The following is an 11,666-nucleotide window of genomic DNA, read 5'->3' as shown; positions in this document are numbered from 1 at the left end:
GCGGCCCGCTGGCGAGCCGCCGCCAGTTCTAGATGGCGACCGGAAAGATCGCGCCGAGGATCATGGCGCCGAGGATCGCGCCGCCGGTGATCGGCTTGTTCCACAGGTAGAACAGCAGCGCGCCGAGCAGCGATCCCAGGCCGATCGGGATCGAGGCCGCCATGGCGGAGAGAATGATCAGCGGCCCTAAAAAGCGGCCGGAGGCGTTGCCCGCGCCCATCATCACATCCGCGCCGTAGGTCGAGTCGCTCTGGTTGATGGTGAACTTGCGCGCCAGAATGATGATGTAGCCAATCGCCAGGCCAATCACCAGACCAGTCGCCAGCGAGGCGGCGAAGTTTGCCACCGGAAAGACGATGCCCGCGCCGAGCAGCAGCGCCGGCACGCCCAGTCCGACGCCGGTCTGGATAGCGCCGCCGATGTCGAGGATGCCCACCAGCGAGCCTTCGATAATACGCGCGAACAGGAAGCTCGCGCCGAAGGCGGCCACCGCGCCATAGACGCCGGTTTCCATTCCGGCGCGCAGCATAGAGACGAACGCCACTTCGTTAAACGCGCCGATGCCGTAGAGATAGTACATATGGGTGCCGGCGAACACGCCCGACGAGAGCAGGCCGACGAAGATGGGAAAAGACCAGTCGGCGTACCAGAAGCCTTTATTTTCAGTCATGACGCTAGCCTCACTTGCCGCTCAGAGAGTTATGGATCATGTCGAGCCAGCCGGGAATGCCCAACTGGAAGGATTGCAGCAGCTTCATATCGAAACCGCGGAAGAAGCCGCTCAGCACGAACAGCAGCACGATCGCCACCATCATCACTTTGGTGACTTTGTTCCAGCCGCTCTCTTCCACGCCTTTGCCGATCAGGATGCCCAGCACCAGGCCCGGTACGGCGTTGCCCATGATCAGCTGCGCCAGACCGCCGAAAATCGTCGCCCAGAAGCCCGATTTTTTCCCGGCGTCGATGGCCGCCAGCCAGAAGATCACCGGCATCACCGTGTTGACCAGCAGGTTGGCCGCCGGCACCAGCACTTTCACCGCGGTGACCTGCAGCGCGGCCGGCACCGCCGAGGCGGTGGAGTTGAGGAAGGCGACCACGATCATGCCGATGATGCCGCAGGCGATGGCCATTTTTTTCGGGTCGTGCAGGGTTTCGGCCAGGTTGCGGTTTTTTATCATCAGCGCGGCCGCGCCCCAGTTAGGAATAATGCGGTGATCGACGTCCTGCGTGAAGGAGCCTGCCGCCACGGAAGATGCCCAGGCATTGAAGAAAAAGCCGAGACCAAAGGAGAAGTGCGACGCGGGATCGCCTTCGCAGGAGTTAAGCTCGCCCAGCGTACGGAACGCGCCCATCCCCTGCGACGTCGGCGCGTGGAACATGCGCGCCGCACCGGCGCCAACGCCCACACCCACCAGCCCCCCAATGATCAACGACTTAAACAAAATGATTAAAAACATGTTTTTTACCTTTGTTGTCGTCTGTTTTTACGGTGTCGCCGTGAATGCCACCTGTGCGGTATCGATCACGGTGACGCTGACGGTAATCTCCAGCTCAACGCTGTAGGTCCGCCGCTGGCGCGCCAGAAAGAAGAAGAGAAACTTCTCCGTTCGGACGCTCTCCTGCGCGCGCAGCACCCGTACATCCTGGGGTTCAATGCGCAGCAGAATTTTTTGCGTCGCGCGCAGCACCTGGCTCTGCACGCGACTCAGGGCATCGGCAAAGGCCTTCTCTTTGCTGTCGCCTTTGCCCTGCACCGTCACCTGAGTAACGTATTGTTCTTTCATGGTCAGCTGCCGTGCTTCTTGTTCCAGGCCTGCACCAGCCGCTCGCCTAACTCTTCTTTGTCCATAAAACCGAAGCCGAGCACGTTGGCGCCTTCGTTAATGGCGGTGACCCCTTCGTCGATAGAGCGCATGCCGTGGCGTGCTTTATAGCCATATTTGTTCTGGGCGGTAATGGCACCCGCGCCGCCGCTGCCGCAAAAGGAGATGCCGAAGTCGGCGTTTTCCGCCTTCATCACGTCGCCCAGCTTCATGTCCGCCGCCACGCCCGGCACCACCACGGCGCGTCCGCCCGCTTTTTCAATGCCTGCGGCCACTTTCTGTCCTTTACCTAAACGATCGCCAATGACTACGGTTACCATGATGATTTCCTCATTTAACAATTAGTTGGAACGTGCCACTTCTATATGGACGGAGAGAAGCCAGGCCTCTTCGCGCGGCAGATTGCCGAACAGATCGACCACCTGCTGCGCCAGCTGCATGGTTTCCGGCGATATATCCTCAAACAGCTCCGCGTCGACTTCTGGAAGGGGTTCGCCGGTCAGCGAGCGCAGCGCCATGGCGCGTACGTGCGACGCCAGCATCTGCTGCTGCACCGCGTTGGGCGCGATAGCGTGTTGGGCGTAGATCGCCGCGATTTGCGCCATCACCCTGTCGGTCAGGGCCTCAATCTCATCCGGCGTGGTCTGCCGTACCGAAGCTTCGTTGCTGCTCACCTTGCTACTCCTGTTCACGAAAATTCGCGTTGCGAATAAATTACGGCGTAGCGCGGCGGAAGTGCAGACGCACTTTTTCCGCCTCGAAACGGAAATCGCAGTGGATGCTGTGCGCCAGATCGCAGGACGCACGGATTGTGTGATACACGCCGCGTTATGCGCGCTTTAAAAGCAAAAAGTGAGTGTCAAAAGAGAAGCGTGCATGGGCCGCCGCGCTGCGCGCTGGCCATAAAAGATGAGATAAGAAAAGCTGATGACGAAAAAAAGCCGGTCGTGCCGACCGGCCTGGCCGTTAGCGGAATTTTTTATGGTTGGCGTTGCGGATATCCGCCAGCTTTTTCGCTTCGGCTTTGGCGCCGTCGACGTTGTTGGCTTTCGCCAGCTGATCGACCACGTCAATCTGGGCGATAAGCGAGTCCAGCCCGGCGTGGTAGTCCTTGATCTGCGCGCTGTCGGCCGGCTCTCCTTCCAGCTTCTCCGGCGTCGATTTTTTAGCGTCTTGCGCTGCCTGACGCATCTCGGCCAGCGCCTTTTGCATCTCCTGCGCGTCGCTGGTTTTCATCACGGTGTTCAGCCCCGCTTTCAGGGTGTCCATGTCATGTTCCAGATCCGCCGCGTAGAGGCTGGCGCTTCCGAACAGCAAAGAGAGAGATAACATTGCAATCACATGCTTACGCATCGGTTTATCCTTTTTATTGTGGGCAAAAAAAAAGCAGCCAGAGCGGCTGCTTTCGGGAAGCGAGTATTATTATTGTCCGGCGATTTTCATCTCCGGCAGCAGCACCGAACCACATTGTATGTTGCTGCGGGTTTCAATGTCGTTACCGACCGTGACGATATTGCGCCACATATCCTTGAGATTTCCTGCAATAGTGATCTCGCTCACAGGATACTGAATCTCCCCGTTTTCCACCCAGTAGCCCGCCGCGCCGCGCGAATAGTCGCCGGTAATGGCGCTGACGCCCTGGCCCATCAGCTCAGTCACCACCAGACCGCGTCCCATCTGCTTGAGAAGATCGTCGAAGCTGCTGCCCTGGCCGGCGATGCGCCAGTTGTGAATGCCGCCCGCATGGCCGGTGCTTTTCAGCCCCAGCTTGCGCGCCGAGTAGCTGGTCATTAGCCAGGTTTGCAGCACGCCCGCTTTGATGATGTCGCGCGCCTGAGTGCGGACGCCTTCGCTGTCGAACGGCGTTGACGCCAGCCCCTTCAGCAGATGCGGCTGCTCCTGAATGGTCAGCCACTCCGGCAGGATCTGCTGGCCCAGCGCATCCAGCAGGAAGGTCGATTTGCGGTAGACGCTGCTGCCGCTGATGGCGCCGACCAGATGGCCGAACAGACCGGTGGCGACTTCCGGCGCGAAAATCACCGGCGCCTTCATGGTAGAGAGCTTGCGCGGCGCCAGGCGCGACAGCACGCGACGCGCGCACTCTGCGCCGACCCAGTCCGGGCTTTGCAGATCCTCGAAGGCGCGGCCGATAGTGTAGGCGTAGTCGCGCTCCATATCGCCATCCTGCTCGGCGATCACGCTGCTGGAGAGCGAATGACGGCTGGAGCAGTAGCTTTGCAGCATGCCGTGACTGTTGCCGAACACTTTGATACCGACGTGGCTGTTGAAGCTGCCGCCTTCGGTATTGGTGATGCGCGCATCCGCCTTCAGCGCCGCCTGCTCTGCCTGCGCGGCGAGTTCAATGGCGCGATCGGCGTCGATCTCCCACGGATGGTAGAGATCGAGGTCCGGCGCCTCGAACGCCAGCAGCTCGGCGTCCGCCGGTGCGGCGTAGGGATCCGCCGAGGTATAGCGCGCGATATCGATCGCCGCCTGCACGGTGCGCTTGATCGCTTCCGGGCTGAGATCGGTAGAGGAGGCGCTGCCCTTGCGGTTCTGATGATAAACGGTGATGCCGAGCGCGCCGTCGCTGTTGAATTCGACGTTCTCCACTTCGCCGTAACGGGTGCTGACGCCGATTCCGGTGGTTTTGGTCACTGCCACTTCCGCGCCGTCGGTGCTGGCTTTCGCCAGATCCAGCGCCTGCGCCACTGCCTGTTCCAACACTTTTCGCTGTTCTGCAACCTGAGTAGATACGTTCATCGGCCTGCCGTCTAATCTTATGTATGAAAGTTTTGAGTCTATCAGAGTCAGAGAACAATTTCGCAGTCACCCGATAAACTGATAGGATTAGCCTCTTTTTTTAGGGGAGCCCAGAAAATGACCAAACAGCCCGATGAGTGGCTCGACGATGTGCCGGATAATCAGGAAGAAGAAGACGAAGAGATTATCTGGGTCAGTAAAAGCGAAATTAAACGCGACGCTGAAGAGCTGAAACGCCTGGGTGCCGAACTGGTCGATCTGGGCAAGAACGCCCTGGAGAAGATCCCGCTGGATGAAGAGCTGCTGGCCGCCATCGAGCTGGCGCAGCGCATCAAGAAAGAGGGCCGCCGCCGTCAGCTGCAGCTGATCGGCAAAATGCTGCGCGCGCGCGACGTCGATCCGATTCGCCAGGCGCTGGATAAGCTAAAGAACCGTCACAACCAGCAGGTGGCGCTGTTCCACAAGCTGGAAGCGCTGCGCGATCGCTTGATCGACCAGGGCGACGAGGCGATGAACGAGGTGATCACCCTCTATCCGCACGCCGATCGCCAGCAGTTGCGCAGCATGATCCGCAACGCGCAGAAAGAGAAAGCGGGCAATAAGCCGCCGAAGTCGTCACGTCAGATCTTCCAGTACCTGCGCGAGCTGGCGGAAAGCTAAGCCTGTGCAAGGCGGGCATCGCTGCCCGCCTGTCAGCGGTTAACGATAAATGTAGGCAATGCCGGCGCGCAGTCGCAGCTGACGCTCGCTGGAGGTTGAAGAGCGACCAATATCGCCAAAGGTGACATAGGGAACCCAGGCGCGATCGTTGCCTAGCGCATAGTCGAACTGCAACTCCTGCTCATAGTCATCGTGTTTATTTGCGAACAGCTTCGCATCCGCATGTTTATAGACCAGCTTATAGGTGGTGGTCAGCCGATCGCTTTTATTACGTAAATAGATATCGAAGCGATTGGCGGTGCGGTGACGATCGGTGTCGCAATAATCGATGCCGCCGGTGCGACATTTATCTTCATGCGCATAGTCGGTCAGCTCAAGGCGGTACAATCCGCCGAGATACCACTGGTCATTAATTTTATACCAGGGCGCGACGCCGAATTTCCATTCGGTACGCGCTGAATTAAATTCCGGCTGAATAAAGGGCGAGAGCGTCCAGTTGCCCCAGTAGTAGGATTTAAGAAAGGTGGCTTCTACCACGTTCAGAACGGTATCGTTGTAGAACTTATCTTTCGGATTTGCGCCGCCGGTTTTAAATTTGGTCTCCACGCCGATAAACATATCATCGGGCAAGGTGGTGCCCAGCCCCAGCTTATCGTAGTGGGTACGATCGCGCAGGCGGTACTCGTGGCGGTAGTCCACCGTCGCGGTGGCCAGCGCCGCCGTCGAGCCCAGCAGCAGCGCGATGCCCAGAGAGGCGCGCAATAATTTATTTTTTCCCATAATAACATCCTTATTTCATACAATGAGGCAAGTTTAAAAGAATAAGCAGACGAATAGTGGTCATTAACTTATATTTAACCCGCATACCAAAATAAGCATGATTAAATCATCAACACCTGTTATTTATTTCACTAACGGGAAAGCTGTTTATTTCTTATATGGCAGCACGACCGATGCTAGAAATAATCGGCGCCGTAATCCTTTTTATTTATGACAGGGAAAAATTAAAACTGGCAACCTCAGAAAGAGTAAAGCGATCGGTTTCAAATATTAAGGCGTGGATTTTTTGCTACAGAATAAATAACCCGCTGATAATTAGCGGATTCATTAATAAAAAGGCGCCCGTCGCCGGGCGCCTGACCGATTAAGCCAGTCGATCGAGCAGCTTCTGATGAATGCCGCCAAAGCCGCCGTTGCTCATCACCAGAATCGAATCGCCCGGCTGCGCGGTTTTCGCCACCATCTCCACCAGCGTATCGATATCGGCGCTCCAGTGCGCCGGCGGCATGCACGCCTCGGCCACGTCAGAGACCTGCCACGGAATATGGTGCGGCTGAAACAGGAATACCTCATCCGCGCGCGCCAGCGACGGCGCCAGGTCGTTTTTGCTTACGCCCATCTTCATGGTGTTGGAGCGCGGCTCCAGCACCGCCAGAATGCGCGCCCGGCCGCCGACCTTGCTGCGCAAGGCAGAGAGCGTCGCCAGAATCGCCGTCGGGTGATGGGCGAAATCGTCATACACCTTGATGCCGTTCACCTCGCCGCGCAGCTCCAGACGACGGCGCGCGTTGATAAAGCTGTCCAGCGCCTGCGCCGCGTCCTGCGGTTTCACGCCGACGTGGCGCGCGGCGGCGATCGCCATCAGGCCGTTATGCATGTTGTGCTCGCCCACCAGCGACCAGTTCACCTCGCCGACGCTTTCGCCGTCGAGCAGCACTTCCCAGCGCGAGGCGTCCGGCACCAGTTTCTTCGCCTGCCAGCGACCGCCTTCGCCGACGCTCTCCTGCTCGCTCCAGCAGCCCATCGTCATCACCTGGCGAATGTTGTGGTCGTGCTCCGGCAGCAGGATCTTGCCCTGGCCCGGCACGATACGCACCAGGTGGTGGAACTGCTTCTGGATAGCCCGCAGATCGTCGAAGATATCCGCATGATCGAACTCAAGGTTGTTGAGGATCAGGGTGCGCGGCGCGTAGTGAACGAATTTGGAACGCTTGTCGAAGAAGGCGCAGTCATATTCATCCGCCTCGATGACGAAGAATGGACTTTTTCCTAATTTTGCCGAGACGTCGAAGTTGCCCGGCACGCCGCCAATGATAAAGCCCGGCTCCAGTCCGCACGACTCGAGGATCCAGGCTACCATACCAGAAGTGGTTGTTTTGCCATGGGTTCCTGCTACTGCGACCACCCAGCGGTCGCGCAGTACAAAGTCATGCAGCCACTGCGGGCCGGAGAGATAGGGAATGCTGCGCTCCAGCACCGCCTCTACACAGGGGTTGCCGCGCGTCATCGCATTGCCGATGATAACGAGGTCCGGCGCGGGATCGAGCTGGGAGGCGTCGTAACCTTCCGTCAATGCAATGCCCTGCTGCTCCAGCAGCGTGCTCATTGGCGGATAAACGTTGGCGTCCGAACCGGTCACCTGATGGCCGAGGGAACGTGCCAGCATCGCCAGACCGCCCATAAACGTGCCGCAAATCCCAAGGATATGAATGCGCATAACGAGATCCATTACTCAAAAGTTCGGCGCACAGTGTAACCCCGCTCGCAGCGTTAAGAAACGGATTAGGACTATGGTTTTTGAAGTTCAATCGGCTAAACTGCGTACGCAAACGTTGGCGGTTTGCCAGGCAGGCTGCCACTCCATCGAAGATTCAGGGAATGTGTTATGAAAACGTTAGGCGAATTTATCGTCGAGAAACAGCACGACTTTCCTCACGCTACAGGTGAACTGACGGCGCTGATTTCCGCTATCAAGCTGGGCGCGAAGATTATTCATCGCGACATCAATAAAGCGGGCCTGGTCGATATTCTCGGCGCCAGCGGCGTTGAAAACGTTCAGGGCGAACAGCAGATGAAGCTGGATCTCTTCGCCAACGAAAAGCTGAAAGCGGCGCTAAAAGCGCGCGGCATCGTGGCAGGGATCGCATCGGAAGAAGAGGATGAGTTTGTAATCTTCGAAGGGGTTGAGCACGGCAAATATGTGGTATTGATGGATCCGCTCGACGGCTCTTCCAATATCGACGTTAACGTCTCCGTCGGCACCATCTTCTCTATCTACCATCGCGTCAGCGCGCCGGGCACTCCGGTGACCGAAGCGGACTTTATGCAGCCGGGCCACAAGCAGGTCGCAGCGGGCTACGTCGTCTACGGCTCGTCCACCATGATGGTCTATACCACCGGCTGCGGCGTGCACGCCTTTACCTACGATCCGTCGCTCGGCGTTTTCTGCCTGAGCCACGAACGTATGACCTATCCGCCGACGGGCTACACCTACTCGATTAACGAAGGCAACTATATTCGTTTCCCGCAGGGCGTGAAGAAGTACCTGAAGTTCTGCCAGGAAGAGGATCACGACACTCATCGTCCTTACACCTCGCGCTATATCGGCTCGCTGGTGGCGGACTTCCACCGCAACCTGCTGAAAGGCGGCATCTACCTCTATCCGAGCACCGCCAGCCACCCAAACGGCAAGCTGCGCCTGCTCTATGAGTGCAATCCGATGGCGTTCCTCGCCGAACAGGCGGGCGGCAAGGCGAGCGACGGCGCGAAACGAATTCTCGATATCCAGCCGGAAACCCTGCATCAGCGCTGCCCGTTCTTCTGCGGCAACAACGCGATGGTCGACGACGTCGAGCGCTTCCTGCGTGAATACCCGGACGCGGCGCAGTAACAGCGGACTCGCATAGAAACGGGCGCGAATCTCGCGTAATACTTGTCAGTTAAGATTGTATTCAGGTAAGGCCGCCTTTTTCTCAAAATGGCGGCCTTTTTTATGCGCGTGTGAGCCTGCTGGTGCGGGCCACGGCACCTCCTCTGCTGCCGTACTCTCTCTTATGCCCTTTCCAGCAGCCCCCACGGAAGCTGGCCAGCAGGCGGGTGCCGCTCAGGGGCGGGCATTTCGCAGCGCTGAACAGAATGAGTCAGCCAGGAGAGCCCGCAGGGATGCGGGCGAAAGGTGGGGCTGGAACAGGGAGGTTCCATCCCCACCGGTCCGTCAGGCAGACGAATGGCGTGAAGGGACCGCGTCAGCGGTGCGAGGACCGCCCGCCCCTGAGCGGCACCAGACTGCGTTATTACCTCATGCTTAACTGACAAGCATTACGCGAATCTCGCGCCCTTTCTTTTACGCCGTTTCCAGCCGGAACAGCGACACCGTCGACTGCAGATGCTGCGACTGCGCCTCCAGCGACTGCGTCGCCGCCGTGGCCTGCTCCACCAGCGCCGCGTTCTGCTGCGCCACCTCATCCATCTGCGTCACCGCCTGATTGACCTGCTCGATGCCGCGGCTCTGCTCATCGGACGCCATGGAAATCTCTTTCATCAGCGTCGTCACGCGCATCACCTCGCTGGAGATCTCATCCATGGTTTCCCCGGCGCGCGTCGCCATATCGCTGCCCTCTTTCACCCGCGACTGCGACTCGGCGATCAGCCCGCGGATCTCTTTCGCCGCGTTGGCGCTGCGCTGCGCCAGGGTGCGCACCTCGTTCGCCACCACGGCGAAACCGCGCCCCTGCTCGCCCGCGCGCGCCGCTTCCACCGAGGCGTTCAGCGCCAGAATATTGGTCTGGAAGGCGATGCTGTCGATCACGCCGAGGATATCGCCGATGCGGTTGGCGCTGTCGGTGATCTCCTGCATCTTCTCCATCACATAGCACACCACCTCCGCGCCGCGATCGGCGGTGTCGGAGACGCTGTTCGCCAGCTTATGCGCCTGCTGCGCGTTGGCGGCGTTCAGACGAACCGTGGCGGTCAGTTGCTCCATGCTGGCCGCCGTCTGCTCCAGCGACGCCGCCGACTCTTCGGTGCGCTGGGAAAGATGCACGTTGCCCGCCGCCAGCTCGCGGCTGCCGACGTCGATCTGCATACTGGCGTCGAGCACCTGGCTCACCTGAGCACGCAGCGCCTGCTGCATTTCCCCTAAGGCACGATTAAGGCGGCCCAGTTCGTTGTCGCCGGCGGGCGGCAGCGTCTGCGAGAGATCGCCTGCCGCCACCTGCTCCAGATGCGCGATAGCGCGGTTAAGCGGCTTCAGCAACAGACGACGCATCAGCAGCCACGCCAGCGCGAACAGCAGCAGCGTCAGCGCCACCGCCGCGCCGATCAGCGTCTTCATCAGGGTTTCATTCCACGCCGCCTGCGCCAGCTGCGCCTCCGTCACCTGATCGGCGTAGCTGCCGAACGCCGCCACCGCCGTGCTGTAGGCGGTCGCCAGCCGGGCGAGATTGCCCTCCAGCACGCTGTAATATTCATCGGTGTACTGTTTTTCCAGCGCATCCATAATCGGCCTGATGCCCTGCGCCAGATAGGCGTTGTAGGAGGCCACCACCTCGTCTGCCAGCTTTTTACCCTGCGCGGTGACCGTTCCGGCCGCAATAAAGGCCTGCATATTTTGCTGCGAGGTGGCGACGTCGGTCTGCGCCTGTTTTACCGAGGCGGCGCCTTCGTCCAGCAGGCCGATCTCGATTTTGCGCACCGCCAGCGCGGCGGTGGCGCGCGCGCGCATCAGATCGCCGTTGCTTTGATAGAGCGCGTTAAGTTCGATGCCCTGAATGCGGTTGATGACATCCAGCGATCGGTTTCCTTTGTTAATGGCAATAATGCCCATCACGCTGACCGCCAGCAGCAGCAGCGTCATAAAGGCGAGTAAAGCTAAGAGTCCTGTGCGTAGTGAGAGCTTTTTCATGATGTTGTTTTCCGTTTGCTTATAAAAAGGCAGAGAATCCAGCAGCCCTAAAACGAACAAGTTATCGGCAGTTGCGCAGGGAAACTTTATCGCTCTTGATGGTTATTTGCCTGATGATCACCCCTGTTTGCGCACGCTGCCGCAATAAAGGCAGTTGCGCCTGGCGCGCAGATTGTTGATAAATGAAGGCGGTCTGTTATTTACGCGCGGGCGTCCGTCCGCGCATTCATCTATTTTCAGGGAGAAATCATGGCTGCGTACGCCTCGACTCTTATTCTTATCGGCCTCGCGGTCTTAAGCTATTTCGTTCACAACAGCGCGGTCACTATCTCTATTCTGATCCTGCTGGCGATCAAGCTGACGCCGCTGTCGCAGTTTTTCCCCTACGTGGAGAAGCAGGGCATTCAGCTCGGCATTATTATCCTGACGGTGGCGGTGATGGCGCCGCTCGCCAGCGGCTCGCTGCCCGCCTCGTCGCTGCTGAAATCCTTCGCTAACTGGCAGTCGATCGTGGCGATTCTGGTGGGTGTTTTTGTCGCCTGGCTCGGCGGCCGCGGCGTCAACTTTATGAGCGTGCAGCCCTCGGTGATTGGCGGCTTGTTAATCGGCACGGTGATTGGCGTCGCCTTCTTTCGCGGCGTGCCGGTCGGACCACTGATTGCTGCGGGGATCGTCTCGCTGTTTGTCACTGCGAAGTAAGGCGTGGACCATTCCGAAACGTCAAATTTGGGGCATAC

At 58.8% G+C, this 11,666-nt stretch carries 13 protein-coding genes; 3 read left to right on the top strand and 10 right to left on the bottom strand.

The window, feature by feature from the left end; all coding sequences use genetic code 11:
- Positions 1-28: 28 nt before the first annotated feature.
- The 7 genes from MC269_RS02225 to pmbA all read right to left on the bottom strand — a co-directional run bounded on the left by MC269_RS02225 (position 29) and on the right by pmbA (position 4,586).
- Entirely contained in the window at positions 29-670 is a 642-nt protein-coding gene (locus MC269_RS02225; RefSeq protein WP_239953647.1) for a DUF4310 family protein, read from the bottom strand.
- A 10-nt stretch (positions 671-680) separates the two neighbouring features.
- Positions 681-1,457, bottom strand: coding sequence for a DUF4311 domain-containing protein (locus MC269_RS02220; protein ID WP_081140784.1), 777 nt, complete (start codon positions 1,455-1,457; stop codon positions 681-683).
- 27 nt (positions 1,458-1,484) lie between these two features.
- Complete coding sequence (locus MC269_RS02215) at positions 1,485-1,784, bottom strand: DUF4312 family protein (protein WP_081140783.1); 300 nt, start codon at positions 1,782-1,784, stop codon at positions 1,485-1,487.
- A 2-nt stretch (positions 1,785-1,786) separates the two neighbouring features.
- Complete coding sequence (locus MC269_RS02210; protein ID WP_081140782.1) at positions 1,787-2,143, bottom strand: SFCGS family glycine-rich protein; 357 nt, start codon at positions 2,141-2,143, stop codon at positions 1,787-1,789.
- A 21-nt stretch (positions 2,144-2,164) separates the two neighbouring features.
- On the bottom strand, positions 2,165-2,428 hold the full coding sequence (locus MC269_RS02205; RefSeq protein WP_371824370.1) for a glycine dehydrogenase: 264 nt from the start codon (positions 2,426-2,428) through the stop codon (positions 2,165-2,167).
- A 361-nt stretch (positions 2,429-2,789) separates the two neighbouring features.
- Positions 2,790-3,176 (bottom strand): cytochrome b562, encoded by a 387-nt coding sequence (gene cybC / locus MC269_RS02200; RefSeq protein WP_239953643.1) that lies wholly within the window; start codon positions 3,174-3,176, stop codon positions 2,790-2,792.
- A 69-nt stretch (positions 3,177-3,245) separates the two neighbouring features.
- Positions 3,246-4,586, bottom strand: a complete 1,341-nt coding sequence (pmbA, locus tag MC269_RS02195) for a metalloprotease PmbA (protein WP_239953641.1) — start codon at positions 4,584-4,586, stop codon at positions 3,246-3,248.
- Between the two features lie 117 nt (positions 4,587-4,703).
- Between pmbA and yjgA the strand changes: the two genes are divergently transcribed.
- Positions 4,704-5,246 carry a ribosome biogenesis factor YjgA gene (yjgA, locus tag MC269_RS02190; protein WP_081140777.1) on the top strand — a complete coding sequence of 181 codons (543 nt, stop codon included), beginning with the start codon at positions 4,704-4,706 and terminating at the stop codon, positions 5,244-5,246.
- Positions 5,247-5,285: 39 nt separating this feature from the next.
- Here yjgA and MC269_RS02185 read toward each other — a convergent pair whose 3' ends face one another.
- Positions 5,286-6,026: an oligogalacturonate-specific porin KdgM family protein gene (locus tag MC269_RS02185; RefSeq protein WP_239953639.1), complete on the bottom strand. Its 741-nt coding sequence runs from the start codon at positions 6,024-6,026 to the stop codon at positions 5,286-5,288.
- Positions 6,027-6,390: 364 nt separating this feature from the next.
- Positions 6,391-7,743, bottom strand: coding sequence for a UDP-N-acetylmuramate:L-alanyl-gamma-D-glutamyl-meso-diaminopimelate ligase (gene mpl / locus MC269_RS02180; RefSeq protein ID WP_239953637.1), 1,353 nt, complete (start codon positions 7,741-7,743; stop codon positions 6,391-6,393).
- Positions 7,744-7,911: 168 nt separating this feature from the next.
- On the opposite strand from mpl, the gene fbp reads away from it, so the two are divergent.
- Entirely contained in the window at positions 7,912-8,916 is a 1,005-nt protein-coding gene (gene fbp / locus MC269_RS02175) for a class 1 fructose-bisphosphatase (RefSeq protein ID WP_081140774.1), read from the top strand.
- Between the two features lie 453 nt (positions 8,917-9,369).
- Here fbp and MC269_RS02170 read toward each other — a convergent pair whose 3' ends face one another.
- On the bottom strand, positions 9,370-10,929 hold the full coding sequence (locus MC269_RS02170; protein ID WP_239953635.1) for a methyl-accepting chemotaxis protein: 1,560 nt from the start codon (positions 10,927-10,929) through the stop codon (positions 9,370-9,372).
- Positions 10,930-11,178: 249 nt separating this feature from the next.
- On the opposite strand from MC269_RS02170, the gene MC269_RS02165 reads away from it, so the two are divergent.
- Positions 11,179-11,628 (top strand): DUF441 domain-containing protein, encoded by a 450-nt coding sequence (locus MC269_RS02165; RefSeq protein ID WP_081140773.1) that lies wholly within the window; start codon positions 11,179-11,181, stop codon positions 11,626-11,628.
- Positions 11,629-11,666 lie beyond the last annotated feature (38 nt).

Origin of the sequence: Pantoea sp. Z09 (genome assembly GCF_022394795.1) — a bacterium.
Classification (GTDB): Bacteria; Pseudomonadota; Gammaproteobacteria; order Enterobacterales; family Enterobacteriaceae; genus Pantoea; species Pantoea latae.
This window is presented reverse-complemented; position numbering and strand designations above follow the sequence as displayed.